This window comes from Bradyrhizobium sp. USDA 3311 (genome assembly GCF_054062495.1).
Genome location: NZ_JBSSFI010000001.1, coordinates 1,419,430 through 1,446,423, shown reverse-complemented (window position 1 = coordinate 1,446,423; position 26,994 = coordinate 1,419,430). Strand labels below are relative to the sequence as shown.

General features: G+C 59.2%; 20 protein-coding genes, 2 tRNA genes and 1 pseudogene. 11 read left to right on the top strand and 12 right to left on the bottom strand.

The genetic code is table 11. From position 1 onward, the window contains the following. Window positions 1-8: 8 nt before the first annotated feature. Together queG and ACVWW6_RS06825 are read right to left on the bottom strand one after the other, a co-directional pair. Window positions 9-1,187, bottom strand: a complete 1,179-nt coding sequence (gene queG, locus ACVWW6_RS06830; RefSeq protein ID WP_456680416.1) for a tRNA epoxyqueuosine(34) reductase QueG — start codon at window positions 1,185-1,187, stop codon at window positions 9-11. After that, a complete protein-coding gene (locus tag ACVWW6_RS06825; protein ID WP_011083540.1) occupies window positions 1,136-1,828 on the bottom strand; it encodes a glutathione S-transferase family protein in 693 nt (230 codons plus the stop codon). Before ACVWW6_RS06825 ends, queG begins: the two co-directional genes overlap by 52 nt. A gap of 169 nt (window positions 1,829-1,997) precedes the next feature. Here ACVWW6_RS06825 and ACVWW6_RS06820 point away from each other — a divergent pair, with 169 nt between their 5' ends. Continuing rightward, window positions 1,998-2,804 carry an undecaprenyl-diphosphate phosphatase gene (locus ACVWW6_RS06820; protein ID WP_011083541.1) on the top strand — a complete coding sequence of 269 codons (807 nt, stop codon included), beginning with the start codon at window positions 1,998-2,000 and terminating at the stop codon, window positions 2,802-2,804. A 220-nt stretch (window positions 2,805-3,024) separates the two neighbouring features. On the opposite strand, the gene ACVWW6_RS06815 is transcribed toward ACVWW6_RS06820, so the two are convergent. Next, entirely contained in the window at window positions 3,025-3,990 is a 966-nt protein-coding gene (locus ACVWW6_RS06815; RefSeq protein ID WP_304549932.1) for a complex I NDUFA9 subunit family protein, read from the bottom strand. 150 nt (window positions 3,991-4,140) lie between these two features. Here ACVWW6_RS06815 and ACVWW6_RS06810 point away from each other — a divergent pair. Both ACVWW6_RS06810 and ACVWW6_RS06805 read left to right on the top strand, forming a co-directional pair. Continuing rightward, window positions 4,141-4,227, top strand: a tRNA-Leu gene (locus tag ACVWW6_RS06810). A gap of 85 nt (window positions 4,228-4,312) precedes the next feature. Continuing rightward, window positions 4,313-5,914 carry a DUF6538 domain-containing protein gene (locus tag ACVWW6_RS06805; protein ID WP_456680415.1) on the top strand — a complete coding sequence of 534 codons (1,602 nt, stop codon included), beginning with the start codon at window positions 4,313-4,315 and terminating at the stop codon, window positions 5,912-5,914. A gap of 185 nt (window positions 5,915-6,099) precedes the next feature. On the opposite strand, the gene ACVWW6_RS06800 is transcribed toward ACVWW6_RS06805, so the two are convergent. Continuing rightward, window positions 6,100-6,690 carry a class I SAM-dependent methyltransferase gene (locus ACVWW6_RS06800; RefSeq protein ID WP_212257796.1) on the bottom strand — a complete coding sequence of 197 codons (591 nt, stop codon included), beginning with the start codon at window positions 6,688-6,690 and terminating at the stop codon, window positions 6,100-6,102. A 118-nt stretch (window positions 6,691-6,808) separates the two neighbouring features. Beyond that, on the bottom strand, window positions 6,809-7,861 hold the full coding sequence (locus ACVWW6_RS06795) for a GAF domain-containing protein (protein WP_212257795.1): 1,053 nt from the start codon (window positions 7,859-7,861) through the stop codon (window positions 6,809-6,811). Between the two features lie 360 nt (window positions 7,862-8,221). Here ACVWW6_RS06795 and ACVWW6_RS06790 point away from each other — a divergent pair, with 360 nt between their 5' ends. Both ACVWW6_RS06790 and ACVWW6_RS06785 read left to right on the top strand, forming a co-directional pair. Next, on the top strand, window positions 8,222-8,431 hold the full coding sequence (locus tag ACVWW6_RS06790; RefSeq protein WP_456680414.1) for a hypothetical protein: 210 nt from the start codon (window positions 8,222-8,224) through the stop codon (window positions 8,429-8,431). 4 nt (window positions 8,432-8,435) lie between these two features. Further along, complete coding sequence (locus ACVWW6_RS06785; protein WP_456680413.1) at window positions 8,436-10,379, top strand: NERD domain-containing protein; 1,944 nt, start codon at window positions 8,436-8,438, stop codon at window positions 10,377-10,379. A gap of 74 nt (window positions 10,380-10,453) precedes the next feature. On the opposite strand, the gene ACVWW6_RS06780 is transcribed toward ACVWW6_RS06785, so the two are convergent. Continuing rightward, window positions 10,454-11,929, bottom strand: a complete 1,476-nt coding sequence (locus ACVWW6_RS06780; protein ID WP_212257793.1) for a DNA cytosine methyltransferase — start codon at window positions 11,927-11,929, stop codon at window positions 10,454-10,456. On the opposite strand from ACVWW6_RS06780, the pseudogene ACVWW6_RS06775 reads away from it, so the two are divergent. Next, window positions 11,920-13,131, top strand: a pseudogene (locus tag ACVWW6_RS06775) (restriction endonuclease); the annotation flags it as partial. The gene ACVWW6_RS06780 and the pseudogene ACVWW6_RS06775 overlap by 10 nt on opposite strands. A gap of 37 nt (window positions 13,132-13,168) precedes the next feature. Here ACVWW6_RS06775 and ACVWW6_RS06770 read toward each other — a convergent pair. Continuing rightward, window positions 13,169-13,648, bottom strand: coding sequence for a very short patch repair endonuclease (locus tag ACVWW6_RS06770; RefSeq protein ID WP_456680412.1), 480 nt, complete (start codon window positions 13,646-13,648; stop codon window positions 13,169-13,171). A 92-nt stretch (window positions 13,649-13,740) separates the two neighbouring features. Here ACVWW6_RS06770 and ACVWW6_RS06765 point away from each other — a divergent pair, with 92 nt between their 5' ends. Genes ACVWW6_RS06765 through ACVWW6_RS06750 form a run of 4 tightly spaced genes read left to right on the top strand, consistent with a single transcriptional unit; the run spans window position 13,741 to window position 20,841 of the window. After that, window positions 13,741-15,231, top strand: coding sequence for an ATP-binding protein (locus ACVWW6_RS06765; RefSeq protein WP_456680411.1), 1,491 nt, complete (start codon window positions 13,741-13,743; stop codon window positions 15,229-15,231). Next, window positions 15,228-17,990, top strand: a complete 2,763-nt coding sequence (locus tag ACVWW6_RS06760) for a Z1 domain-containing protein (RefSeq protein WP_456680410.1) — start codon at window positions 15,228-15,230, stop codon at window positions 17,988-17,990. The genes ACVWW6_RS06765 and ACVWW6_RS06760 overlap by 4 nt, the downstream gene beginning before the upstream one ends. Beyond that, window positions 17,987-19,000 carry a PD-(D/E)XK motif protein gene (locus tag ACVWW6_RS06755; protein WP_456680409.1) on the top strand — a complete coding sequence of 338 codons (1,014 nt, stop codon included), beginning with the start codon at window positions 17,987-17,989 and terminating at the stop codon, window positions 18,998-19,000. Before ACVWW6_RS06760 ends, ACVWW6_RS06755 begins: the two co-directional genes overlap by 4 nt. Then, window positions 18,997-20,841: an AIPR family protein gene (locus ACVWW6_RS06750; protein ID WP_456680408.1), complete on the top strand. Its 1,845-nt coding sequence runs from the start codon at window positions 18,997-18,999 to the stop codon at window positions 20,839-20,841. The genes ACVWW6_RS06755 and ACVWW6_RS06750 overlap by 4 nt, the downstream gene beginning before the upstream one ends. On the opposite strand, the gene ACVWW6_RS06745 is transcribed toward ACVWW6_RS06750, so the two are convergent. Both ACVWW6_RS06745 and ACVWW6_RS06740 read right to left on the bottom strand, forming a co-directional pair. Continuing rightward, window positions 20,800-21,621 carry a PP2C family protein-serine/threonine phosphatase gene (locus ACVWW6_RS06745; protein WP_456680407.1) on the bottom strand — a complete coding sequence of 274 codons (822 nt, stop codon included), beginning with the start codon at window positions 21,619-21,621 and terminating at the stop codon, window positions 20,800-20,802. The genes ACVWW6_RS06750 and ACVWW6_RS06745 overlap by 42 nt on opposite strands. 71 nt (window positions 21,622-21,692) lie before the next feature. After that, complete coding sequence (locus tag ACVWW6_RS06740; protein ID WP_456680406.1) at window positions 21,693-22,064, bottom strand: DUF4870 family protein; 372 nt, start codon at window positions 22,062-22,064, stop codon at window positions 21,693-21,695. A gap of 348 nt (window positions 22,065-22,412) precedes the next feature. Between ACVWW6_RS06740 and ACVWW6_RS06735 the strand changes: the two genes are divergently transcribed. Next, entirely contained in the window at window positions 22,413-22,649 is a 237-nt protein-coding gene (locus ACVWW6_RS06735) for a helix-turn-helix domain-containing protein (RefSeq protein WP_212257783.1), read from the top strand. A gap of 877 nt (window positions 22,650-23,526) precedes the next feature. Here the strand turns inward: ACVWW6_RS06735 and ACVWW6_RS06730 are convergent. The 3 genes from ACVWW6_RS06730 to selA all read right to left on the bottom strand — a co-directional run bounded on the left by ACVWW6_RS06730 (window position 23,527) and on the right by selA (window position 26,989). Further along, window positions 23,527-23,622: transfer RNA gene (locus tag ACVWW6_RS06730), tRNA-Sec, on the bottom strand. After that, window positions 23,575-25,572 (bottom strand): selenocysteine-specific translation elongation factor, encoded by a 1,998-nt coding sequence (selB, locus tag ACVWW6_RS06725; protein WP_456683126.1) that lies wholly within the window; start codon window positions 25,570-25,572, stop codon window positions 23,575-23,577. The genes ACVWW6_RS06730 and selB overlap by 48 nt, the downstream gene beginning before the upstream one ends. Before the next feature lie 25 nt (window positions 25,573-25,597). Then, window positions 25,598-26,989, bottom strand: a complete 1,392-nt coding sequence (gene selA / locus ACVWW6_RS06720; protein WP_456680405.1) for an L-seryl-tRNA(Sec) selenium transferase — start codon at window positions 26,987-26,989, stop codon at window positions 25,598-25,600. Window positions 26,990-26,994: the final 5 nt, after the last annotated feature.

Genomic DNA, 26,994 nt, shown 5'->3' with positions numbered 1-26,994 from the left:
ACCGAGAATTAGGTGGCGAGGTCCCACTCCTCACGCACGCCTTCGTCGTGCTCGTTGCCCATCGCGACGGATCTCATCGCCTCAAACGCATCCCGCGCCACCAACTGCGCCAGCGCCCACACCGCAGCACCTCGCACCAATGCGCTCTCATCCCCCAGCAATCGCTGCGCCTCCTCGGCCAGTGCCGCTTCTCCCGAGTTGCCGATCGCGATCAGCACGTTGCGCAAGAAGCGATCGCGGCCGATGCGCTTGACCGGCGACTTCGTGAACAGCGCACGAAACGCCGCATCATCGAGCCGCGCCAATTCGGCGAGGCCAGGCGCACGCAATTCGTCGCGCGCGGCGAGCTTGGCCTCGCGTCCCGCTTGCGCAAACTTGTTCCAGGGGCAGGCGGCGAGGCAATCGTCGCAGCCATAGATGCGGTTGCCGATCGCTTTGCGAAATTCGCGCGGGATCGCGCCCTTGTTCTCGATGGTGAGATACGAGATGCAGCGGCGCGCATCGAGCTTGTACGGCGCGGGGAACGCCGCGGTTGGGCAGATGTCGAGACAGGCCTGGCACGAGCCGCAATGATCGATCTCGGCAGCGTCGCGCGGCAGGTCGAGCGTGGTGTAGATCGCGCCGAGGAACAGCCAGGAGCCGAACTCGCGCGAGACGAGATTGGTGTGCTTGCCCTGCCAGCCCAGATGCGCGGCCTGCGCCAGCGGCTTTTCCATCACCGCGGCGGTGTCGACGAACACCTTCACTTCCGACGGCGCGGTCGCGACCAGCCAGCGCGCCAGCGCCTTCAGGCGCTTCTTGACCAGATCGTGATAGTCGTCTCCTTGCGCATAGACCGAGATCGCCGCGCGCGTGCGCTGCTCGAGGATCGCGAGGGGATCGGCGTCGGGACCGTAATTGACGCCGAGCATGATGACGCTGCGCACGTCCTGCCACAGCCCGCGCGGATCGACGCGGCGCTCCGGCTGTGCTGCGAGCCAGTCCATGTCGCCATGGCCGCCCGAGGCGATGAACTCGAGGAAATGCCTTCCGGCCGTCTCGATCGTGCCGGGCTCGGTCACGCCGATGCAGTCGAAGCCGAGCGCCTTTGCCTCGGTCGTCAACTTCGCCTTCAGTTCAGACAGATCGGCAGAGCTCAGAAATCCAGGTCCACATAGGTCCGCGACGCCGGCACGCCGGCGAGCCATTCGCTCAGCAGCGGGCGGAACGACGGGCGGGATTTCACCCGCGCGTACCACGCCTTTGCCGCGTCGTCCTCGCTCCATGGCACGTCGCCCAGATAGTCGATCGCCGAAAGATGCGCCGCGGCGGCGAGATCCGCGTAGGTGAGCCGGTCTCCGGCGAGGAAGTTACGCGTCTGCGCCAGCCAGCCGATATAGGCCAGATGATAGCGCACATTTGCCTTGGCGGCGCGCATCACGTCGGCCGAGGGCGCACCGCCGCCGTTCTCCTCGCTCATGAAGCGCTTGTAGATGCGCTCGGTGACGAGCGGGTGGGAGACCTCCTCGAAGAACTTCTCGTTGAACCAGGCCATCAGCCGGCGCACCTCGACGCGTTCGGGAAGCGTCTCCGGCATCAGGCGCTTGGGTCCCATCCCCGCGCCATAGGCCTCGTCGACATATTCGGCGATGATCGCCGCGCCCGGTATCGGCGGCTGTTCCTCGTCCACCAGGACCGGCGTGGTGCCGGCGGCATTGAGCAGCAGGAATGCCTCGCGCCGTTCCCAGCTGCGCTCTTCGACCAGCTTGAGGTCGAGCCCGTATTCGCCCGCGATCAAGCGGATGAAGCGCGAATGCGGACAGAACGGATGATGAAACAGCGTAAACATGAAGCCTTTGACTATTTGATGGTGCTTAAGAATCCATCAATGTTTGTGCGGCGCCACACTAGTCCTTCAAAACCGCGAAGCAAGAGCGTGATGTCGTATTTTGCGATTGCAGCATGAAGGCGAATAGGCGAGAAGAACCCCGCTTTTCCAGCGGAAATGGACCGTAAATATGTCAGATGCAATACGGGCAGTGATCCTCGGCATCATCGAGGGTGTGACCGAGTTCCTTCCCGTTTCCTCGACCGGCCACCTCCTGCTTGCGGAGCGCTTCTTCCATCTCGGCGAAGGCGCCTTCTGGGATTCGTTTACGGTTCTGATCCAGCTCGGTGCGATCCTCGCGATCGTCGGGCTGTACTTCAAGAAGCTGTGGGATGTCGTGATCGGCTTCTTCACGGGCGACACCTATTCGCGCCGTTTCGTGATCGGCGTGCTGGTGGCGTTCCTGCCGGCTGTCGTGGTCGGCCTCGTCGCCGGCAAGTACATCAAGAGTGTGCTGTTCAACCCGTGGGTCGTGTGCTTCACGCTGATCGTCGGCGGCGCCATCCTGCTCTGGGTCGACAAGCTCGACCTCAAGCCGCGCGAGCATGACGCCACCCGGTTTCCGCTGCTGATGTATCTCTATATCGGCATCGCGCAGTGCGTGGCGATGATCCCGGGCGTATCGCGCTCCGGCGCCAGCATCGTCGCCGCCATGCTGCTGGGCGCGGACAAGCGCGCGGCGGCGGAGTTCTCGTTCTTCCTCGCGATCCCCACCATGATCGGCGCTTTCGCCTATGACTTCTACAAGAACCGCTCCGAGATGACGATGGACCACATGGGCATCGTCGCGATCGGCTTCGTGGTGTCGTTCATCACCGCGGTCATCGTGGTGAAGACGTTTTTGACATACGTCACCCGCCACGGCTTCGTGGTGTTCGCCTGGTGGCGCGTCATCGTCGGCACGCTCGGCCTGATCGCGCTGGCGTTGGGGCGATAACTCTCGAAAGCTTGCTGACGGCGCCGGTCCTTGCCGCAAGGACGGTGCGCTCCCTCTCCCGCTTGCGGGAGAGGGCTGGGGAGAGGGTCTCTCCGCAGAGAGACTCCCGATGACGAGAAAGCCCTCACCGGCGCGCGGGACGATGCTTCGCATCGCCCGGAACGCGCCGACCTCTCCCGCGAGCGGGAGAGGTTAACCGAGCCCGCGGCCTAAGCGGGGCTCAAATGCTCATGCGCTGGAACTGCCCGGCGGCGCGGAAGCGCCAGAGATATTGCGGAGCGATCGCTTCCAGCGAATCCGCCGTGATGCCGAGGCCTTCCAGCGTCAGCCCAGCCGCCTTCGCCGCATCCGACACGACATTGTCGCGCTCGAGCAGCGTGACCTGGTCGGGCGTCAGCTTGAACGCGCCCGGCGCGAATTGCAGGAAGTTGGCCTGGAAGCGGGCAAGCCCAAACGGCAGCGGCACCAGCGTCGGCTTGCGAGCGGTGATCTCGAGGATGGCCTCGATGATCTCGCGCATGGTCAGCACCTCCGGCCCGCCGAGCTCGTAGGTTGCGCCCGCCTTGGCCTTGCCGTCGACCGCATCCGCGATCGCGGTGGCGACATCGCCGACATAGACCGGCTGCATCTTCGTCTCGCCGCCGATCAGCGGCAGCACCGGCGACATCCGGGCCAGCGCCGCAAAGCGGTTGGTGAACTGGTCCTCGGGGCCGAACATCACGGAGGGACGGAAGATCGTGGCCGACGGCACCGCGGCCAGGACCGCCGCCTCGCCGGCCGCCTTGGCCTTGGCGTAGCGCGAGGGCGATTCCGCGTCGGCGCCGATCGCCGAGACATGCACCAGGCGGGCCCCGGCTGCGGCCGCCGCCTTGGCGACGGTCTCGGCGCCCTTGGCCTGGACCGCGTCGAAGCTCTGTTTGCCACTCTCGGTGAGGATGCCGACCAGGTTGATCACGACATCCGAATCACGCAGCGCCGCCTCGACCGAGGCCGGGTAGCGCAGATTGGCCTGCACCACATGGACCTGGCCGACCTTGCCGGAGGGCTGGAGGTATCCAGCCAGTTCCGGCCGCCGCACCGCGACCCGGACCCGGTAATCGCGCTTGCACAGCGCCCGGACGACATTCCGGCCCAAAAACCCCGATCCGCCGAAAACCGTGACGAGAGTTTCCAGATTCGATGCCATGGGGATCTTTTCCTGAGGGAGAGTGCGCCTGACGAGGCTTGTATCGAGCCGGTTTGCGATGCGCAATCCGCAAGCCGAAACATGGCTCAAGCATGAATTGACAACGGCGTCACCGAACCGTAGTAACCGCCTCCGTGCCCCAAACGGCATGCCCAGGTGGTGGAATTGGTAGACGCGCTGGCTTCAGGTGCCAGTGGCTTAACGGCCGTGAAGGTTCGAGTCCTTTCCTGGGCACCATCGCTCTTCTAAGAGCGTGAAATCCAAAGCAAATTAGCAAATTCAACGGCTTACCCGCTCCTCAGTGGTACAGAAGGGTGGTACAATGCCGTTGGCCATGTCGCGTCCGTGGAAGCATCCCAAAACTGGAATCTATCAGCTCCGGAAAGCCGTTCCGGAGGATCTGCGTAAGCTTCTTGGCAAGCGCGAGGAAAAGGTAAGCCTCCAGACGCGCGATCCTTCAGAGGCAAAGGTGCGGCATGCGAAAGCGCTTGCTGAGCTCGAAGCTCGCTGGGCGAATTTGCGCGCTGGCCCGGTGCCTCTGACCGAGCGAGAAGCGCACCGTCTTGCCATGCTCGCCTATGAGCGATGGCTGGAGCAGTACAGGGATAACCCAAGCCAACAGACCAACTGGGATACCGTTGCTGGGGCACGCCTATTTGGCCCCCCACAGACCAGGGAAGAGATCCTGGCTGCGTCGCAACGGGCGTTAGACGGTGCCCCGGAGCTGCCCGAGGACAAGATCTTCCGGATGGAGCAAGCGTGTCTGGACGCTGCAAACGGCTATCTGACGAGCAACGGGATTATCGTCGACGATCAGAACCGCCGAACCATGGCCCGCGCACTGGGCGCGGCCATTCAGCGTGCAAGTTTGACTTTGGCGAAGCTCGCAAGGGGGGAAGGAGAAGACTCGCCTGGACCTCAGGTGATTCGGTTCCCGGAATGGCCGGCACGGGCAGAGCACGCGAAGAATGATGCCAACAGCGCCGCCTCCGACGATTCACTATCGGCACTAGTCGAGCATTGGTGGAAGGAGGCGAAGGCTGCTGGTCGCAAGCAGAGCACCTACGAGAGCTATCGCAACACTGTGGCAAAACTTGTGGGGTTCCTGAAGCATGACCAAGCGAGCCGCGTGACGCCGCAGGACATTGTTCGGTACAAGGATCACAGGCTTCAGGGCGGCGCCAGCGCGAAGACGGTCAAGGATAGTGACCTCGCGGGGCTGAAGACGGTTTTCGGCTGGGCAGTCATGAATCGACGAATGGCCAGCAATCCAGCCGAAGGACTCACCATCAAGGTCGGCAAGTCACGCAAGCTCAGGTCGAAGGGCTTCTACGACCAGGAGGCATCCGCCATTCTCAAACACTCCCGGAGTTTTGCGGCGGGCAGGGAGGCACCGAAGCTGGCGGCAGCCAAGCGGTGGGTGCCATGGTTGTGCGCCTTCACGGGGGCGCGGGTTGGCGAGATGCTTCAGCTTCGCAAGGAGGATGTTCGACGCGAGGGCAAGCATTGGGTTGTGCACGTCACGCCCGAAGCTGGCCCCGTCAAGACGGACGAAGCCAGAGACGTCGTCTTGCACCGGCAAATTATTGAGGATGGCTTTTTGGAGTTCTACGAGAACTCAAAGAGCGGCTATCTCTTCATAGACCCTAAAGCCGGCGACCTTGGCGTCCGCAAAGCGGTAAAGACCGCGCGAAATAAGGTCAATGCTTTCGTGCGTGAGGTCGTGAAGGACCCGAACGTAGACCCGAGCCACGGCTGGCGTCATCGCTTCAAGACCGTCGGCATTGAACAGGAGGTAGCCATGCGTGTGCTCGATGCCATACAGGGGCATGCGCCGCGCAACGCGTCGGAGGACTATGGCGATGTAACCATCACCGCCAAGGCAAAAGCCATCGGACGATTCCCTAACATCAACGTGAGCTAGGTAGCATTTTGCCCGAGCAACCTTGCACATCGAGTCCGAGTGCCGAACGTTTGAATCAGTCGGGAAGCGCGAAGATGCGGAGTGAGATCGGCTGAAGACACTACTTGCCGCGGGCATTCGCGATGCGATGACGGGATATACCCGCAAAACTGCGGGTGACAAGTCGTGAGGTCGAACCCCAAACGCTACGCTCGCTGCACTACAAAGCCGCTCACGATGACTTTGCATCCTGTTATTTTAGGAGAGTAAGGCTGCGGTACGGCATCGGCGGCAATGCTGTTCGTGGTAACTAACACTAAGCCGGCTTGGCGCATCATCTCAATCTGGGATTCCTCAGGCTGAACCAGAGATGGAAGATGTACGTACTCTCCGCTTCTGAGCTGGAAAAGCGCCGCGCCTTCCTGTTCGCCGATCGATTGTTTTCGGAAAGATGACGCCCACTCGTAAGATGGCGATGTAAAGATACAGTGTGCGCCGATCTTGAGAGTGCGCTGCACCTCATTCCAAAATTGAGCGACGTTAAATGGATCGGCCAGGGACGCGATTATTAGCGAAATGCTATTATCCGCAAAAGGTAAGGCTAGAGCATCTCCGATCATCAAGTCGGCGAAAAGCCGGTACTTCCTCGAATACGAAAGCATGGCCTCTGACTTGTCCAGTAAAATGAGCCTCTCGAAGGCCGCCGGACCGAGTTCGCCTGCGAGGGAATCTCCGGCGCCTACTTCGATGGCCCATCCTCGTCGTGGAAGACTGGAGAGCGCCTCGTGCAGGAACAACCGACTTGCATCTCTGAAATTGCGACAGGTTGGGTGAAGTTCAGCATTGTAGTATTCTGCAGCAACGCTGTTATAACTGTCAAACCTCAGTCGACTCGACGAACGCGCGCGAGACATTTCAATCCAGCTCTACATGCAATGAGACTGTGGCAGAATCGTCGAGGACCTTTGCTACCAGTGGCGCCAGTTCCTCTTGAGCTCTGGCTGAAACGTCGGATTGTTTGGTGCCATCAAACGAATCCTTCTCTTCCGCGTCCATGTATAGAAGGCCGACCTTTCGATTTTCATGTACGAGTGGAAAACAAAAATAGGATCGATGCTTTAGAGCACTCTCTGCTTCTCTACGGTCCATTCCCCAGTCGCTCATGATCTTGTCGATTTCCTCTTCGTGCGTCCTTTGAACCTGAGGTGTTAGTAAATCATTCTCAAGCAGCGGCCCTTCAGTGCGCCAGACTTTTCCGATGATGCCAAAGCGGGTTGAAAACTCTCGGCCTCGTCCCAATCCCGAGGGGCAGTAGTCGACCAGTTGGTAAAGACGACCGTCGCGAATCGGGTCGGGAATATGGATAGTGCAGCGGAAGCCCTTATCCCGCTTCAGCGTCAATGATTTTACAGAGCCACTATCGATAAACTTTGAAAGCGCCTGCTCGACTTGGTATCGAGCAACTATTCTCACAAGCTCCTTGTCAGCCCGCGTTTTGTATTCGCGTAGAGCCAGCTCGATCTCGCTAGCCGCGCTTTGAATTCTTCGCTTGGTCTGCTCGTTTAACTCAATCTCCGCTCCAAAGAGCTTGATCCTGCGCAATGCCCCGAACAAGCCCAAGAGCATCGGAAACGACGTTTCCGATCGAGCGACTATCCACAGTGCTAAAAGAATCGTCAGCGGCCAAGGAGCAAAGAGGAATGTGAACTCTCGGATCCAATGGAGCGCCTTTGGACCAATGACAGGGGAGGGTAGAGAGATTGATAGGAGCCAGACGCCAAATAGCACTACCGCAGCAGTGATCACACAGGCAGTCAAATAGCGAACGCCTTGGAATCTCGTGTTCTCAAGTCCCGAGAGTACATATGATCTTGCCAGATCTTCTGGGCTCATATTTCGCTTTGAAGCCACCTGTCGAAGTAGCTTGTCTGAAACCTCTCCAACGGAGATGTAGTAAGTGGCAGTCACATCACCATCCTCGAACCGCTGATCCCAGCGCTATCCTGCGGTGCAAAGGAGTCTTCCGCAAGTCACGCCACCGCCGGAAAGTCTAGGATTTTTTCCTGCGTTACCGATGGTAAGGTGACTGCGCGCCGGTCTAGTGAGGTGCTTGGGGTCCCATCCGCAGCGTCGTCGCGACCTGAACCGCTGAGCTATGTTGGTCATAAGTGGTAGCGGTCCGGAAAGCTGCGCCGCGCCTTGGCTAGTTGGAGCGCTCAGGACGCAAGCGTTGTGAACGCGCAGCGGCGGCGCGCCAATCACGCATAGATATAGACCTATACACAACGAAAAGTACTGCAAATAGATCGCTCGAAATCTCGGAAGTTCATGAACAAACCTCCTGTGCAAACCGGCCGGCTGCGGGAAGATCTCGTCAAGGAGGCGCTCGACGTGGTCGATTGGCCGAAACTGAGGGCGCATCTTGACGCGGTGGAGCTTTCGACGGAGGACCTCATCGAGCTGTGCGGACACATCCGTCGCTGTTCAGACTGGATTGCCAAATACCCGCGCAAAAGCTTCGAGGCCAAGACGGGATAAGTTCATGGCAGATTTCGCAGCTTACGCGCGTCAGCGGCTTGGCACCAATGCGCGCGACAAAGTGACCGCCGTGCTCGAACTCATCAGGCTCGTAGAGCACGGTTATCGCTCAATCCTGGATGTTCTGGCCAAGTGCGCCATCGGCAAGCAGCCGCCGGCGGTGAGGGTTAGCGCGTGCATAAGCCGGGGGTGCTACGATTACAACGACCTACTTCGCCGCCGGGATAGTGCTCTGCGAAAGGCAAAGCAACTCGACCTTGCTTCGGGGTTCTTCATTCCTGACGAGGCGGGCAGCATGGTCTCAGCGGATGCCGTGGTCGAAGGAATTGCGGCCTCGGTGGCGATGACCGTGATCATGGAGGCGTATAATAATCAGTGGTTTGCGGGAGACATTGTCGCGCTGCCCGCACTGCCCGCCGTTGGTGAGGAGGCGCGTTTTCAATCTGGTGCAACGCAGGTGATGGCCCTGTTCTGGCGAAATTGGCAGCGGCTTGAGAAACGCCGTCGATTCCAGGGCGGTGAGATTCGCACTTTGAAAGGTGCTCGGAAACCCGCCGGCACTCATCCGCAGATTGAGGCCGTCATTCAGTACCTGCCACCCGAAGAGGGCATGTCCGAAGCAGAAGTGTACGACTACCTTGCGAATGAGCGGGTGAGGGATCGCTTAACGCAAACGTTCATGGAGATGAGCGTCGAGCATCGACTCTTGGAACGGGGCGTCGGCATAGACGGCGTGGTCAAATTGCCGCCGACCGATCTGGTGTCAGGGGAGGAAGGGCATGCCGGTGTTTCGTTGTCTGAAATCCTTGGATATTCCATCGCGAGCGACATGGAGCGGCCCGGTGGCCTGCGTTTGCTGGAATGGGTCCGCGGTTATTCGGTCCTGAAGGAGCTTGGACAGAGGCAAACGGAGAAAGCGGATGCGTCTGCCGATAGTTTCACACTTGTGATCCCCGAGACGGAGCTTTTTGACATTTTGGAGCGGTGCGGTCTGGAGCGCGGCGTTGCTAACCAGTTTGTCGAGCAGACCCTCTTGCACCGGTCGAGCCGGGACATGTTTGATTGCCCGCTAGTCCGGCTTCAAGAGGGAAAAATCCTACTGTTCGTTCCGGCTGTAGTCGACGCGAATATAGCTATGGCCGTCCTCTCTAATCTGTCCAATCGAAGCGAGCAGCTCAGCCGTAAGGGAAAGGCTTTCGAACAGCACATTCGCGAGGTGTTCCAGCGAAACAACATTCCGGCTTTTGCCTTTACGGCGAAAAGGGGAAGCGAGACGTACGAATACGATGCCGTGGTCGTCTGGGACGACATTATCTTCGTGTTCGAATGCAAGAATCGGAGCCTGTCGGGCAACGATCCCGTGCAGGCATATTATTTTGATCTGGAGGTACAAAGCCAAGCGAAGCAAGCAGCTCGGCTAGCCGAAGCCTTGCAAAGGTATCCGGACATTGTCGAGAAGGAGCTAGGCGGCGAGCACGTTGGAAAAAAGATTGTGCCGTGCGTGCTTCACTCTCTGCCGTATGCGAGGCTCGAGCCAATCGATGGCGTTTATTTCACGGACGCGTCATCGTTGACCCGATTCCTGGAGCAGGAGTATTTCCGGGTGAAGGTAGAGCATAAGATCGGGAGTGCGACCCTGCTTCATCGCACGGCGCTCAAGAAGTACTGGAAGGCCGATAAGCCAACTGCTGAAGATCTTATGCGCGAGCTTTCGGAGCCTTTCGCGCTAAGTTTATCAGTGGATCATCTCGAGATGACACGAGTCGACTTCGCAATCTCTTCTAAGGAAGAGGTGGTCATGCCGGAGTTGACGCGAAAACCGATAACTACACGATCCGCGTGTGAGGCTGTTGGGGCAGACGCGGATATTGCCTTGAAGGAAATAGCGGAAGTTTCGCGGCAAGCTGCAAGAGTGCGTAATAGAGTAGCGAGACCCCGCAAGAGATGAAAGAGACGCTGCCGCCTGTGTCTTTCACGGGGATTTATCCCACGGTAAGCGCCTTGATTCGTTCGGCCGTTTTCCTACTCAGCAGCTATTTTGACCGGAAACAGAGCCGTCCGAAGACCTGAAACCAATTCAACGGCGAGCTCACGCGCCAGAATCGGAGGGACGGCATTGCCGATCTGGCGGAAGGCCGGGTTCATAGTGCCGGCGAAGACGAAGCCGTCGGGAAACGACTGCAAGCGCGCCGCCTCACGAACAGTGATGACCCGCGCCTGATCGCTGTCGTAGTGGATGTGCGTATAGGTATCCTTCCCAATATGCGCCGTGAGTGTCCGGACAGGCTCGTTCGCCTTGAGCTTCCACCAGCGATTTGGAAACTTCGTCGCGTCGTACGGGGGGACCATCGAATCGTGCAGTGACTTCCATCCCGCGCTCGAAGGAGAAAGTCCGCGGCGCCGCGCGGCAGCCTGAAACAACTGCAATGCGACGCGATGGGCCGCCGGGTATTCGTCTCCCGGCATCATCGCTTTGAAAATGCGAGAATCGCGGGGCAGATACCGGAGGACATGATCGTAGATGCCGTCGCGCGCTTCAAAGCCCGGCCAGGATCGCATCACCTGGGCATATGAGGAAAGGTTCTCCCATGCTGTTCTGCGATAATGAACCGCCTCGGTAAAGCGGCGTGCGCCACGCTTCAGTTTGCCTTCGAGATGATCAGTCACCGCGGGCAGATCGCCAAGAGCCTCGCGAGCGGTGACGGCATGCGGAAGTCCTTTGTGCCCGGTATCCGGCTTAATGAATGCGTTGACCTCTGCGGCGTTAATTAACTTTAGTGAAACAGCGCGAGTTCCTGCATAGCCTGGCGGAAGGATGCAATTGTGTGTTGCGTGAGGAAAGCGAATGGCTGCGTCCAGCTCCTTGCGATACGCGATCATGTAGACCCGATCTCGCATTTGCGGGACGCCGTGATGTGCCGCATTGATCAGTGAATAAGCGGCCTTGTATCCCATCGCATCGAGCGCCTCCACAATCTCCTGGACGACGTTGTGGCCGCCGTAGTTGAGGATGTCGGGCACGTTCTCAAAGAGGATTGCGAGCGGCTTCAGCCGGTCGACGTAGTGAAGGTATCGCAGATAGAGATTGCCTCGCGGATCAACCTTGAACGCGCGCGGATGATCCGCCACCTCGCGCAATTTCGCGCGTCCGACGCGAGCATACGCTTGGCAGGGAGGCCCGCCTACGATGATATCGATGGCCTCAGCAGTCTTGCCCAACCCGAATTCCGCGACGAGGTCTTCGGGTTCAAGCGAAGCGACGTCCCGGGGCTTTGCGTGATGCTCCATGGTCTCCTTCGGCGCTCCCTTGAAGAAGTTGATCGCATGGGAACGCGCGGCTAGCTCGTCGATCTCGAGCGCTGCGACTACCTCACAGCCGGCCGCCCGAAAGCCAAGGCTCAGGCCTCCGCATCCCGCAAACAGATCAAGAACCCGCGGGCGCGCCTGTGGATTGCTCAGCCGAGCGCATTTGGCGGCGACGGCAAAGGATGGTTTCATCGACCAAAGATTCCATGGGGCGAGGTGTCAAGGCCGCGCAACTTACCAGGTTCGGCGGACATTGCCAGGCTGTCGCATCAGTTATTGTCGGGGAGAGCGCCTTGGGGGACGCAGAAAAGTTGGTCTCATTCGATGAGCTTGGACGGGCTGATCTGCACGTCGACGCCGTATACGAAAGCGGGCGCTCAGGCAACGCGGGGGATGACCCATTCCCTCGGCTTCTCCGTGTCTCCAATATGGGCGGATTCCGCTACCGCGGTACACTTGCCGCCCTTGAAATGGTGGTTCTGACGTCCTCCATGGCCGACGCCAACTGGCCCGATGAGATCGATCGAGAGACCGGTGTCTTCACGTACTATGGAGACAACAAGCAGCCTGGCCGCGCTCTCCATGCCACACCCCGCAATGGGAATGAGCTCCTTCGTCGTATCTTTGCGGCCGCGCATGAGGGGGAAGCCGGCCGGCGGACGGTGCCCCCGATCTTTGTGTTCGGCAACACGGGGCAGTGGCGGGACGTGATGTTCCTCGGGCTTGCTGTCCCCGGCACTTCTGAGCAGCAAGTCGCCGAGGATCTGGTCGCGGTCTGGAGGACCGCAGATGATATGCGCTTTCAGAACTACCGCGCACGCTTCACGATCTTGGATGTCCCCCTCGTCGAACGAGCTTGGATCGAAGAAGTCATAGCAGGCGACCCACACACGCCCCGTGCCCCACAGGCCTGGATGGAATGGGTGGGCAAGGGCCGTTACAGATCGCTCAAGTCCACGCGCTCGATCAAGCACAGGACCAAAGTCGAGCAACTACCCGCGGGTGCGGAAGATCTCGCGATCATTCGCGAAGTGCAACAGTTCTTTGAGGGACGCCCCCACGATTTCGAGAAGTGTGCAGCCGCGATTGCCCGACTGATGTTGCCCGATATAACAGAGCTTGACCTGACCCGTCCTTCACGTGATGGCGGACGCGACGCCATCGGCAAGCTGCGACTTGGCCACGGTATCGCTTCCATCCTCGTCGATTTCGCCCTGGAGGCGAAGTGCTATGCGCTCGACAACAGCGTCGGGGTACGGGAAATGTCCCGCCTGATCTCGCGGCTACGACACCGGCAGTTCGGCGTATTGGTCACCACGAGCTACGTCGATCTGCAGGCGTATCGCGAGATAAAGGAAGACGAGCACCCGATCATCGTGATCGCGGCGGCCGACATCGTTGGCCTCTTGAGGCGACACGGGCACGCGGACCCTACTGCCGTGCGCTCTTGGCTTGAGCGCGAGTTTTCGGCCCCGAGCGTCGAGCACGAGCTCTGCCGGCGACGGATGAGAGGCCCCGCCGTCCAAGTTCTTGCGCGAGGCTCTTGGAGAGGGCGGCAAGGTCGCTCAGCTGACATTCCCATACCACAACCACCCGCCAACCTGCTTCTTCCAGTTCCCGCCTCGTTCTGAGGTCTCGCGCAACATTGCCCTCGAACTTGCGGTGCCAGAACTCGGGGCGGGTCTTAGGGACGTATGCGAGTCCACAGTCGTGGCGATGCCAGAAGCAGCCGTGGACGAACACGACGGTCCGCCTACTCCGCAAGACGATGTCAGGCTTTCCCGGCAGGTCTCCGGCATGGAGCCGATAGCGGTATCCCATTGCGTGCAAGAGGCGACGGACGGTCAATTCCGGGCCAGTATTGCGGCCCCGGATGCGGCCCATGAGTACGCTGCGTTTCTCCCGGCTCATGATGTCGAACCGCGGACTCGGCTCGCCAGCGTCCGCAACCCCTGATACGCTGTGTTTTCTGTGTTCCCGTGGGGTTCCTTTAGATTTTTCCCGTGCCAACGCGCGCTGTACCTCCATCCGCTGCCGCTCTCGTCGGCTCCCTTAGGGGGGTCGGCTATTCGCTTGAGACGGCGATAGCTGACATTCTCGACAACAGCATAGCGGCCGGTGCGAAGGGTATCGAGGTCCAATGGGAGTGGAACGACGGAGAGCCTGTTGGTTGGATCTTGGACGATGGGTCTGGCATGCATTCGGACCGCTTGGTGGAAGCCATGCGGTTTGGCGGCATCGGCCCGGAGGCCGAGCGGTCGGCAGAAGACCTCGGCCGATTTGGACTGGGCCTAAAGACCGCATCGTTATCGCAGTGCCGTCAGCTGACGGTGGCTTCCAAGACCAGGTCGGGGCTCGCCTCATTCACGTGGGACCTGGACCAGCTCCGCAAAAATGGCGGTGGATGGGATTTGATTGAAGGAGATGCCGGCCTACCGGAGGAAATCCGTAATCAATTGAAGTCGAAGAAGTCTGGAACCCTCGTTGTGTGGCGCAAAGTCGACTTTGGGCGAACCACCGATCGGCCCAGCTACGAGTCGTTTCTGGCCGACCTCCAGCGCGTCGATGCACACCTCGGCATGGTCTTCCACCGCTTTCTCGCGGGTGATGCTCGGCCGCTCAAGATCACCTTGAACGCCAGCCGGGTTCCCGCCTGGGACCCATTCCTAGAAAGGGACGAGTCGACCATCCGCAATCCGGAGCAGCACATAAACGGTCCCGGAGGCAGAGTTCTTGTGCGCGGTTTCGTATTGCCGCACCGGGACCGCTTCCGCAGTGAGATCGAATTCGAGAAGACCGGCGGACCTGATGGCTGGACGGCGCAGCAAGGTTTCTACGTCTACCGGCAGAAGCGGCTGCTCTCCGCCGGAGGGTGGCTCGGACTTGGAGGTAGCCGCGCCTGGACCCGCGATGAGACCAGCCGACTTGCCCGCATTCGTATCGATATTCCCAATACAGCCGACCATGACTGGCGCATCGACGTACGCAAGGCGATAGCTCGCCCGCCGGACGCGATCCGAAAGCCGCTCCAGCGGATCGCGGAGGATGTTCGCCGCAAGGCGCGCGAGGTTTTCGTTCATCGCGGACAATACGGCAGTCGGCAGAAGGCAGCTGGCGTATCGCGAATTTGGCAGGTCAACCCGGAAGGCTCGAAACGCCGATACACCATGCGGCGGGATCACGAGCTTATCCAGCTGATCAAAGGACGAATAGACAAGACCGGTTTCGATCTGCTCGAGGGATTACTCGATCTGATCGAGCGAACAGTCCCCGTCGACCGCGTCTGGCTCGACGTAACCGAACGCGGCGTCCCTGACGAACAGGTCGATAGCTCGGAACTCGTAAGCGCCGCGCTCTCAATGGCGAGGTTGATGGAGCGAGCGGGTCTCAGTCCGCTCGAAGTCGTGGGAAGGCTTTCGACGATGGACCCGTTCGACAAGGTCGAGGATATCGAACAGAAGCTGTTACGAAAGCTGCAGGGGGCGAAGCGATGAGTTCAGTTGAGGACGCGATCGGATCGATGGCGCTGATGATGCTGCGGCAGCGCTATCCCAACACTGCCGTTGGCAAAGAGGAGATCGAGAAGGCAGTAAATGACTGCGCAACGCTCCTCACCCAGAACGTCTCTGCCGAGCAGATCGCAGCGATCGTAGGGGAGCTGGAAACAAGGCTCATCGTGAAAGTCGGGCGGCCGACGAAGCTCATTGACGAGCGAGGACACGTTCCCTGGTATTTCGGAGACAGAAAGGAAGGTCGCAGGTTCTTCAAGCGCTACAGCGACTTTCTGCTCCAGGATCAGGGCTGGCCTCCGGCTGCGATCGATGCGATCGACCTCTCCACTGATCTGATCATGGAACAGATTGAAGATCCCAACCGCGACGGTCCTTGGGATCGCCGTGGGCTGGTCGTCGGCCATGTACAGTTCGGAAAGACCGCCAACTATGCGGGTCTAGCCAGCAAGGCGGCGGACGCGGGGTATAAGCTCATCATCGTACTTGCCGGCATGCATAACGCGCTCCGGCAGCAGACCCAGCGTCGCATGGATCGCGACTTTCTCGGCTACAACACCACTCCCACAAATGGAGGCGGCTTCGTACGGATCGGCGTCGGTGAACTCGACAAGAACATCCATGCAGAGCATCTGACTACGCAAGCGGCCAACGGCGATTTCAATCGCGCGTTCGCGGACAACCTCGGAATCGGGGTGCAACAGCGGCCGGTGCTCTTGGTCATCAAGAAAAATGCCCGTATTCTCGAAAATCTGAACAACTGGGTCGGTGAGGTTTTGGCGCCTAAAGGTGACACCGAAGCCCGCCCCCTCCTCCTCATCGACGACGAGGCAGACCAAGCGTCAGTGGACACGGGCGAACAGCAGTTCTTGGATGACGACACGCCCGATCCTGAGTACGAGCCGAAGCGGATCAACGGCCAAATACGACGGCTTCTATCCGCATTTACGCGCTCTGCGTACGTCGCGTACACGGCAACGCCTTTTGCGAACGTGCTCATTCACGATGCGGCAGCCACCGAAGAACACGGGGACGACGTGTTCCCGCGCAGCTTTATCATCAATCTTCCTTCGCCATCCAACTACGTCGGACCCAGCCTTCTGTTCGGCATTGACGGCAGCGGAAGTGATACCGCGCAAGAGCCACTCGATGTCACGCGCGATGTTGATCAGGTCGAGGAAGGCTGGATCGCTGTCGACCACAAAAAAGGGTACGTGCCCCGGTTTGAGGGAGAGGAACGTATTCCGCCGTCACTCGAAGACGCCATTTTGAGCTTCGTTCTTGCCTGTGCGGCTCGCGCGGCCCGCGGCCAGCGCAATGTCCATAACTCGATGCTGATCCACGTCTCGCGCTTCAAGGATGTACATCAAGCGGTTTTCCGACAGGTCGATGAATGGGTCTCTGACCTCAAACGCAAACTCAAATATCGAGCGAAGAAGAAGGACCCCGTTTTCGATCGTTTGCGCGAGCTCTGGGAAGAGGATTTCGCGCCGACATCGGCTGAGATCAGAGCGACGGAAATTGGTGAAACGCTTCCCGTAACTGAATGGGATGCTGTCGAGCGCGAGCTGTCCTACGCTGCCGACAAGATCAGGTCCCAGGTCGTCAACAGCGAAATTCGCGACGCGCTCGACTATGACGGCAACGCGGCGCAAGGTCTGAACGTCATTGCCATCGGCGGCGATAAACTCTCGCGCGGACTGACGCTCGAAGGCCTGACCGTCAGCTACTTCCTGCGCGCATCCAAAATGTATGACAGTCTCATGCAGATGGGACGCTGGTTCGGGTATCGGCCTGGCTACGTTGACCTCTGTCGGATCTACATGACGCCTGATCTGCGATTGTGGTTCCGTCACGTGGCTACGGCGGCAGAAGAATTGCGGGAGCGTCTCGACCACATGGCCATGATCGGAGCTACGCCAGAGCAATACGGCCTTAGAATCCAGTCCCATGACATCCTACTCGTGACCGCGCCAAACAAGATGCGTCACTCGCGGGAATTCCAGGTGTCATTCCAGGGCGAGGCGAAGATACAAACGATCTTCTTCAACGACCTGGCAACCAATCAGCGTAATGCGAATGCCATCACGAACTTCTTGGACCGGATCGGGCCGGCTGCCGATCCTTCCGAAAAAGTGCAGCTCAAATCATTCGATGGCCGTCGCGTGTGGAAGGGTGTCGCCGGTGCCGAGGTGGCGAACCTTTTGGCATCTCTACTCTTTCCAGAAGAAGCGCGCGACGTGAACGCCAGTCGTCTCAGCTCGTATATCCGCGAGCAGTTGGGCGCAGGGGAACTAACGGACTGGACGGTTGCAGTCCTCAGTGGCAGCGGTGAGCCGCTCGCCGTGAACGGATGGACATTTACGACCATCGAACGCGCTCCCTTGCCACGCGGTGAAGCATCCGGTCGGTATGTGGTGAAGACCATTCTCTCGCCCCGCGACGAGGCAATCGATCTTGATCAATCGGAAGTCGCTCGCGCTCTGGCCGCGACGAACACGAAGCGAGCGGCTGCTGGCAAGGAAGCAGCAGCTACACCGGATGGTCCCGAAATTCGAAAGGTCCGCGGCGAAAATCCCAAACGAGCGCTTCTCCTGCTGTACCCGCTATCACCCAAGAACGCGAAACTCGATGCGATCGACGTGCCGATCTTTGGAGTTGTCGTAAGCTTCCCGGATTCGCGCAGCGGTCGCTCAATCCGGTATCGGTTCAACACTGTCGAACAGCGGCTCGAACCGGTATGACATCCATCCGGGACGAGCTGGTATCCAAATGGGCCGAGGCGGCGCGCGCCAAACCTAGCGATCGCGAATGGAGAGCGGTCGCCCTCTCCGTGTCTGCCGCGGTGCGCTTCCTGGCGGGCATCCGAGAGCCTGATGGTCGTGTTGCGCTCCTCATCGAAGCTCCGCTTAGCGCTTCGCCGAACACGCCCCTGAGGATATCCGCAGAAGGTGTCAGTCTCAGTGACCGACGGGACGCGGCTCAGGGACTGGTCCGCGTCGCGATTGCCCTGGAGCGCGACCCCCTGCGTGATGTCTTTGAAGTGCTAGCCGCCGATCTTGTCGAGGTCGTGAGGCAAGCTGCGACTCCGGTTCAGGCGGTTGCACTCGTCGTTTCGCGACTTGAGGCTTGGCAGGCCTTTCTGCGCTCGGGCCGACGGGGCCTCTCCAGAGAGGAGCAGGTCGGGCTTCTTGGTGAACTTACGGTGCTGGAGTTGTTGGCAGCCGAGATCGGATATGAAGCGGCCGTCGAAGGCTGGCTTGGTCCCTTGGACGGTATCCACGACTTCAGCAGGTCGGGGATCGGCATTGAGGTAAAGGCGGTCGCCGGCGGCGGAAGTCTCATGCGAATATCCCGCCTCGACCAACTCGATCGGAGAGGGCTCTCGACCCTCCTCATCGCACGTCCGCGATTTCAAGAAGCACCCGAGGGGCGTACTCTGGTAACGGCAGCGCGTGATATTCGCAACGCTCTGGATCGATCGGCAGCAGGTGTGAGGCCGGTGTTCGATGATCGGCTGCTCAGGGCCGGCCTCATCGAGGTGAATCCCCGAGCCTTTCCCTTTTTCTCGTTTGTGCTGCAAGACCTCTATGGGTTTGAAGTACGCGAGGAGTTTCCACGGCTGACGGGCCTGTCAGTGCCGGCGGAAATTGTGGATGCCTCCTACTCCCTGGACGAAAGACTACTAGCCGGGTTTTTAATTGACGTGGATGGTTTATCTAGATTTTTCAAGTTGATGGGCGGACCCTCATGAGTGATGAAGCGATCGAAACGTTCGCCCGGGAGCTCGCGGCAGAAGTCGAAGAAGCAATCCAGTCTGGCGATGGCAGCATCTACAGTGAGGAGGAATTCACACGGATCGTGCTCGATCGCCTCGGTGACGAGGGAGCCATTGAGAACCCAACCCTGCTTTGGCAGGAGGGCAACTTTGCACGGACGAAATACAAGATAACTGGATATTCGATCCCTGATGATGAAGAGCGCCTCGTCCTCGTAACGACCATTCACACAGGAGAACTGCCGCCGCGCGCGTTGGCCCGTGACGAAATTCTCACGGCACTCCAGCAGGCGATGAAGTTCTATGAGTGCAGCTGCAAGGGACTTCATACGAAGATCGAACCGTCGAATACCGACGCGAGCGAGCTAGCGCGGCATATCCACGAGGCACGTGAACAGATCAGCGTGCTTCGGATCGTGCTACTTTCAGACGGCCTCACTGGCCTGCGATCCATCGACCTCAAAAAAGCATTCGACGGCACCCGAATCATCGTTGATCTTTTCGGCATCGAAAGGCTGCAGCGCATTCTTGGCCAGGGATTGCGTCGAGACGACATTGTCGTGGATTTCAGCGGCGACTTTGGCGGGCCGCTTCCAAGCCTCAAAGCTTCCTCGGGAAGCGCCGATTATGACGCCTACCTTGCTTCCGTGCCAGGTGCGCTTCTTGCCGATGTCTACGAGAAGTACGGGACTCGGCTGCTCGAATTGAATGTGAGGGCGTTTCTCGGGCTTCGTGGCCGCAAGAGCGTGAACGCGGGGTTGCGAGCGACCATCCGCGATCTTCCCCATCGCTTCCTTGCGTACAACAACGGTATTGTCGCAACCGTTGATGCAATGGAAGTGGAGGATCACGGCAACGGGCAATTCGGAATCAAATCGGTACGGGGCTTGCAGATCGTCAATGGCGGTCAGACTACGGCCAGCCTACATCGTGCCAAACGGCAGGACGGGGCGAACCTGGATGCAATCTCGGTGCCGGCAAAGATCATCTTCGTGGGCGGTGCAGAACTCGACGAGATGGTCGCGGCGGTCTCAAAATCTGCCAACAGTCAGAACACAGTTCAGCCCGCGGACTTTTCCGCGAATGATCCTTTTCACGTTGCCGTTGAAAAACTGGCCAACAATACCTGGCTGCCCGATGGAAAAGGACGCTGGTTCTATGAACGTGCTCGCGGCAGCTACGGCGCAGCAGAACTGAAGGCATCATTTGCCGCTGCGCAGAAGCGGCGATTTGCGCAGGAAACGCCGAAGGACCGCAGATTTTCCAAGACCGATCTAGCAAAATGCCTGAACGCCTGGGAAGGCCAAGCAAATCAGGTGAGCTTCGGTAACCAGAAGAACTTCCAGTTCTTCATGCAGACCCTGAAGGACGAGCATCCGGACGGGTTTGAGCCGGACACTGCGTGGTACAAGTCGTTCATTGCCAAGGCAATCCTCTTCCGGACAGTTCAGTCGATCGTTAAGGCGAAGAAGTTCGCGGCCTTCCAGGCGAACATTGTCGCATACACCATCGCTTGCCTTTCGTGGGTGACCGGCGGCCGCATCGACTTCGATATGGTCTGGACCCGGCAGGCAATCTCGCCTGAGCTTCACAAGCTTCTGGAGAGCTGGGTGGGCAAGATTGACAAAGCGCTTCGAAGGACAGCGGGTAACCGCATGGTCAGCGAGTGGGCCAAGAAAGAGGAGTGCAGGGATGCTCTTCGCGAACTGTCTTTCGAACTGCCCGAAAAGCTTCCGGCTGAACTAGCGCATCAGGAAACCGCCGGTGGTCGTGGGTCAAGCCGCTCCAAGGCCCGGAATGACGAGCTCAGGCTTTAATGGCTGCGCAATAATCAAAGAGACGTTGTCTCCGCCTCCGAAACGGAAGGCCTCGGCGACGAGCGTACGTGCGGCCTGAAGAGGGGACTTGGCCGTCATCAACGTATTCCTGATGGTCTGATTGTCGACCATATCAGTTAGGCCGTCGCTGCAAAGGATCAGGGTCTCTCCCGCTGCAAGCGGCGGGTCGACGGAGATGTGAGGTTCGACTGCCGTGGGGAACCAGGAGCCGCCTAACGCCTGAGTCAGGGCATGGGATCGGCGGAGACCGAACTGATTAGTGTTGCCCTCAGGCACATCGTCCTGGCTTAGCTGCACCAGCTGGTCCGCACTGAACAGGTAGCAACGGCTATCGCCAACGTTGAATGTGACCACCCGGTTGGCCGCGAGAACGGCCCCTACGAGCGTGGTGCCCATGCCGATTGCGTGTTCGTCCTCGCGCATGAGCTTGAACAGCTGTTGATTCGCTTCCTCGATCACCTCGGCACAGATGGCGGGATGCGAAAGCCGATCAGCCGCTGCGACTAGATAATCGAGGACTGCTCGACTAGCCATCGCGCCCTGCGCGTGACCACCCATGCCGTCCGCGATCAGCAGGAGGGCGCAACCGGTCTGAGCCGTGATGACCAACGGTGAGTCCATGTCACCGGTAAGGATATGGTCGCCGATGGCGACGGCGTCCTCGTTGTGCGGGCGCACACGGCCACGATGGGTAAATGCAGCTATCGTCCAATTTGCCATTTTCTTGCGCTGATCGTTCGATGCGTCGCGGAGGTGCATGCTCCGCTCAGACGTGAGGAGCCTGCTGCCACGCCGCCCCAATAGCCGCTTTGGCGCGGAAGCTCATAGCGCTAGCCGAAAAGCCACGAACTCGGATTGGCAATCGGTCGCTGATCATGCAGCAGGATAGCTCCCTTGATGATGCGAACCAACGTCCAAATCGTCCACCACAGCACGATGAGGAATCCGATGTAGAAGTATAGGAGAGCGAAGCCCACGATGAAATAAAGGAGCCCAATCCAGAACGTGCGGATCTGGAATTGGAAGTGACTGAGCCAAACGCCACTCGCGGTGGTCGCCTTCACATGAGCGATGATAAGGCCGACGACGGTCGTTATGACCGTAAAAAAGCCAAGCGCGTAAAGGGCGTAAACGGCAAGAGCGTAGCCTTGGTCATTGCTCGGGTGAGACTGATGAATAGACGATTCAGCGGTATCGGTCATTGTTGGCAGCTCTTGGTGCGATATTGGTGAGAGTTCCACAGGCCTCAGTTGCGCTTCTGTCGCTCGGCCAAGACGAGGTAGCCGCCGACTGCCGTGATCAGGAGAGCCATGAAGACGATCGCGGCCCGATCCTGCATGTCGTAGCCAAGAAGCCAGAGGAGCACGCCGCCTCCGATCAATAGGCACAACGGCCACCATCGCTTCACCAAGTCGTTCATTTGCTTCCTCAGAATGTAAGCTCAGACGCGTGAGATTCAGCCAAAGCTTCGGTAAGTTGTGCTCATGAATACCGATTTTATCGGTATCTGAAAAGTCGGTTTATGTCTCTAGCCCCCTCTGGGAGGCTGGATGCCAAAGACGGTCACGTCACCGATTCAGAAGAAGCTCGCAGCCATGCTGGTCGAGTTCAGGAAAGATGCTGGTCTGCGCCAAGTGGACCTCGCCAAGAAGCTCGGCGTCTATCAGAGTTGGATTACGCACCTGGAGTCTGGCCAGCGCCGGATCGATGTAGTCGAGCTCATAGAGTTGGGCCGCATCTTGGGTTTCGATCCAGCCGAAGTCGTACGAAGGCTGAACAAGCGCTAATTGCTTCCGTTGAGGCAGGAAAGAAAAGAGCCCCTTTCGGGGCTCTTGAGCTTCGCACCTTGCGAGTCATCAGGCTACGTCACGTTTCCAAAGCCCTTCACGTGCCGGTACCCCTAATCGCTGCTCTAGGGAGATTCGCACCAAGCCCAGGTCGGGTTCATTCCAGCGTTTGAAATGTTTCGGCCCGCGCCCCGCATGGTGCCGGCGCGTGTTGCGCGTAAGGGGCGTGGGTATGGAGGGGTTCGGTTCAATCGGTTAGAGCGGCAAACGCTGGCTGCGGGAGTCGAGGGGTGGTTCAGTCCGCGCCATCCTCTCCTTGGACCTAATCCTATACTGGTGTGGGGAGGGAAGGGTGAGTGGGGTGGGTGAAAGGGTGGGTGACGGTAGGTGGCGGTGGGGGTAAAAAATATACCGACGTGACAGTAGCTCGTGCCGCTGATTTTTGCGCAATGGTCATAGCGAAATGGTTGCGGGCGTTGGACCGCTCTGGATCAAGCAGTACCATCAATCAACTTGTCAGGGCGCATACGAATGGAGACCGGATGACGCAATTGACCGTTTCCCGTTGCCCGTCCCTCGCGCGAGGGATGCAGTAGCAGGGACTGAGCGTTCTTGCTGACCACTTGCAGAAGACTGATTCAAATTCTTCCAAGTTTGCAGAATGACTTAGGAGAGCGAAGCGAGGAGTTGGAGGTCTATGCGTAGCCTTCTTGGGGACCGGCCTGGTTTTTGGCCGATTCTGATTGCTCTCAGGATGCTGGTGGTACTGGCGGTACTGCCCGCTATCCCTTGACGGCCCCTCAGCCGAATTTACAGCGCCAACGCCTTCGTGATGTCAAACCCCTCGTGCGGAGTCTCGCAGAGAGCTTGCGCGAAGTGGCGGAAGAGAGCGGGAGTCGAACCCACCAAAGACAGGCTCGCTGCCTCACCCGGATTTGAAGTCCGGACGCCCCACCGGGGACGATTCTCTTCCATCGTTCGGTGCGGAGAGATGTACCAGAGTACCGAACAAGTCCAGCCGATGCCGGTTGACCCGACGCAGGTCGTTGCGGTTGAGCGTGAGGCCGTGCCGATCGAAGAAATCGAGGATTTGGATCGCGACCTTTCGTCCATTTGTGACCCGATCGCGAAATTGCGCCGCGGTGAAGCGGCCGTCCTTAGCGTCCGCCGACAGATCGGCGATGATCCGCACCATTTCGCCGACGGTAGAGCGAAGAAAGAAATGATCAATCGCGACTTCGTCAACGCGCCCCATTCGAGCGGCGAGTTTCAAAACCTTCCGTATATCGCGTTCAGGTCGTTCCATTGCCACCGCAATATCTCGAACACGTGGGGGCCGGAAGCGGCTGCTACCGCCGAGAATCGGTTCGATCATCGCCCATGTTTCTTCATCCGCTGGTGACATGCGTACGACGTGGGAGACGAGCCGGACGAAGGCGCCATCCAGCGCTACACGGCCCGAGGCCGCCAGACGAGTTAGCGCAGAGCCGAACGGAAGCGGCGCCAAGCGCGGCTCTAGCCCCAGTCGAAGCTTTTCTCGGCCAATTCCTTGCAAATCAGGATTTTCTGCATGAAATACCGCGAGTTTATCTGCGACACTGTTGTCGAATCTTTGCCAAAATTCAGGATCGACAACGAATCTCGATGATGGAGTTTCCAAAACGGTAAGATCCAGTGCATCTATTAAGCGCCACTCTTCGCTTTCCGGCCGCGCCCTGTCCCTTATGAAGCTCGAAATGTCCCACACAAATGGGGGTGTCGTCAGTAAAGAAGACAAGGCATGCGTTTGATCTGCTAATGCCAGCGCCGCTCGCTGAGCCCGGCGTTCCGGCGTTCGGCGATACCGACTGGGCGCGCGCAGGTCGATGAATTCGCCGCCGCCGATGGTGCGTCTAGCGGACACGTCACGGATCACAAAACGATCGAGACTGGCGGCGGCAATGGGTCGCTCGAGGACGAGTTGTACGTCCGCCTGCATGCCCGGCGCCAGCGTCTCGTCGCTGAGCAATACGATACGAGCGCCTACCTCGGTCGATGCGTGATGGAGTCTGACTGGAAACCATTGCCCAATTGCTTTAGGCTCGCTCGGCAACAGTCGAAGGCTGGCATCGATACGTTCAGTCGGTGCGTGCAGGGCTGTATCCAGCACGACATCGCCGCGTCGCAGGGTTTCCTTGGTGATGCCATCGCCGACCAAGTTGAGCGCACACCGGTCTCCGGCACGTGCGGTCTTTGCGGGACTGTTCTGAACGTGCATCGAGCGTATCCGCGCGTGAAGGCCGGCCGGACTGACAATGAAATGCTCGTCGACCGACGCACATCCAGAAAGCACCGTTCCCGTCACGACTACGCCAACTCCGGTGAGCGTGAACGACCGATCGACTGCCAGTCGGAAGCGACCGTCGGCTGAACGGCGGGGCAATTCATTCGATGTCGCGACCAATCTTTGTCGCAAGTTGTCGATGCCTTGGCCCGTGAAGGCAGACACCGAAAGCAGTTCGGCACCATCGAGTGTTGTACCTGCGAGCGCGGCGCCTACCTGCTGGGACACTTCGGCAAGCCGTTGGGGCGTCACGGCGTCAATCTTGGTAATGACGACTATGCCGCGTGTTATGCCGAGCAGATCGATAATCGCGAGGTGTTCACTGGTTTGTGGCATCAGGCCGTCGTCAGCTGCAACGACCAGGATCGCAAAGTCGATGCCGCTCGCGCCAGCCAGCATCGTGTGGACGAGGCCTTCATGACCGGGCACATCGATGAAACCAAGAATTTCTCCAGTATTGCTCGGAAGGTAGGCAAAGCCGAGGTCGATGGTGATCCCGCGTACCTTTTCTTCCTTCAACCGGTCAGCGTCGACCCCCGTCAAGGCCTTGACCAAGGCGGTCTTTCCGTGATCGACATGTCCGGCCGTCCCGATGATCACCGCAGTATCTCCCCAGCGAGCACGGTCAGGACGAGCCATCGAGCTCGAGTGTGGAAAGAGCGAATATGAGGGCGCTTTCGTCCTCCAAGCAGCGCAGATCGAGCAACAATCCCTTGTCAACGACGCGACCAACCACTGGGCTCCGCAATCCGCGGAGCGCCGCTGTCAACTGATCCAGCGACCCATTGGGGCGGCAGCGGATCACTAGTCCGGCACTCGGAACGACGTCTAGGGGCAAAGCACCCGAGCCAACCTGACTGTCGCACTCGCATATCTCGACGAAATAATTCGTGCCCAAGATCCGCGCCAAGCCCGGCTGCAGCCGCTCTGCTTGCGCCTTAACGTCTGCCGAGGAGCGCGCAAGCCACCGTAGAGTCGGCAATCGCTCAGCGAGACGATCTGGATCACGAAAGAGCTTTAGCGTTGCCTCGATGGCTGCCAATCTGATCTTGTCGACGCGCAGTGCCCGCTTCATTGGATTGCGGTTAATTTCGGCAATCAGAGCCTTCTTACCGACGATAAACCCAGCCTGTGGACCGCCGAGCAACTTGTCACCTGAGAAAGTAACAATATCGGCCCCATCAGCGATGGCTTCGCGAACTGTCGGCTCTCTCTTGAGGCCGTAGTGAGCCAGATCTACTAGCGTGCCTGAACCTAGGTCATGCATAAGCGGTACTGCTGAGCCAGCCAATAAGGCGGCAAGCTCGGCGGCTGCGACCTCCGCTGTAAAGCCCTGTATGCGGTAGTTCGAGGTATGGACCTTCAGCACGACGCCAGTGCGGTCATTGATGGCTGCCCGATAATCCGTAGTGTGCGTTCGGTTCGTCGTACCTACTTCCACAAGTATTGCGCCTGCGCGCAACATTATATCAGGCATCCGGAAGGCGCCGCCGATCTCGATCAGCTCCCCGCGAGAGACAACGGCTTCACGATGAAGCGCAAGCGTGTTGAGGCATAGCAGAACGGCAGCGGCGTTGTTGTTGACAACAGTCCCGTCTTCGGCGCCAGTCAATTCGCACAGCAATTTCCGTACGTGATCGTCGCGTTCCCCGCGCTTGCCCGTGTGAAGGTCGAATTCCAGCGCCGTCGCGCTCTGCATCGCTGCGGTAGAAGCTTCGATAGCTTCTTGAGACAGGACCGCGCGGCCTAAATTGGTATGAAGGACGATGCCGGTCAGGTTGAAGACAGGGCGCAGTGTCGACTGATCCTCGCGCTCGAGCAGTGCGAACGCATTTCGTACGATCTCCTTATCTGACGGGACCGCTATCCTGCCGATCCTCACATCCGCGCGGACACCGTTCAGGACAGTACGCAAGGCGCCCGTCGCGGCCCGTCGACCGAACCGCTCGCAAAGCAATGAGCTTTCGGCAGCGGTCAGCAAAGAGCCAACGGAGGGAATATCCCTAAGTGTCTTCATGTTCG

Bases quoted from the DNA above. Each gene is read 5' to 3' on its own strand.
- queG (WP_456680416.1), bottom strand. From the start codon at position 1,187: ATGGCTCGCCGGCGTGCCGGCGTCGCGGACCTATGTGGACCTGGATTT.
- ACVWW6_RS06780 (WP_212257793.1), bottom strand. From the start codon at position 11,929: ATGAAACCATCCTTTGCCGTCGCCGCCAAATGCGCTCGGCTGAGCAAT.
- ACVWW6_RS06805 (WP_456680415.1), top strand. From the start codon at position 4,313: ATGCCGTTGGCCATGTCGCGTCCGTGGAAGCATCCCAAAACTGGAATC.
- ACVWW6_RS06790 (WP_456680414.1), top strand. From the start codon at position 8,222: ATGAACAAACCTCCTGTGCAAACCGGCCGGCTGCGGGAAGATCTCGTC.
- ACVWW6_RS06785 (WP_456680413.1), top strand. From the start codon at position 8,436: ATGGCAGATTTCGCAGCTTACGCGCGTCAGCGGCTTGGCACCAATGCG.
- ACVWW6_RS06760 (WP_456680410.1), top strand. From the start codon at position 15,228: ATGAGTTCAGTTGAGGACGCGATCGGATCGATGGCGCTGATGATGCTG.
- ACVWW6_RS06755 (WP_456680409.1), top strand. From the start codon at position 17,987: ATGACATCCATCCGGGACGAGCTGGTATCCAAATGGGCCGAGGCGGCG.
- selA (WP_456680405.1), bottom strand. From the start codon at position 26,989: ATGAAGACACTTAGGGATATTCCCTCCGTTGGCTCTTTGCTGACCGCT.
- ACVWW6_RS06820 (WP_011083541.1), top strand. From the start codon at position 1,998: ATGTCAGATGCAATACGGGCAGTGATCCTCGGCATCATCGAGGGTGTG.
- ACVWW6_RS06825 (WP_011083540.1), bottom strand. From the start codon at position 1,828: ATGTTTACGCTGTTTCATCATCCGTTCTGTCCGCATTCGCGCTTCATC.
- ACVWW6_RS06740 (WP_456680406.1), bottom strand. From the start codon at position 22,064: ATGACCGATACCGCTGAATCGTCTATTCATCAGTCTCACCCGAGCAAT.
- ACVWW6_RS06750 (WP_456680408.1), top strand. From the start codon at position 18,997: ATGAGTGATGAAGCGATCGAAACGTTCGCCCGGGAGCTCGCGGCAGAA.
- ACVWW6_RS06815 (WP_304549932.1), bottom strand. From the start codon at position 3,990: ATGGCATCGAATCTGGAAACTCTCGTCACGGTTTTCGGCGGATCGGGG.
- ACVWW6_RS06735 (WP_212257783.1), top strand. From the start codon at position 22,413: ATGCCAAAGACGGTCACGTCACCGATTCAGAAGAAGCTCGCAGCCATG.
- ACVWW6_RS06745 (WP_456680407.1), bottom strand. From the start codon at position 21,621: ATGCACCTCCGCGACGCATCGAACGATCAGCGCAAGAAAATGGCAAAT.
- ACVWW6_RS06770 (WP_456680412.1), bottom strand. From the start codon at position 13,648: ATGAGCCGGGAGAAACGCAGCGTACTCATGGGCCGCATCCGGGGCCGC.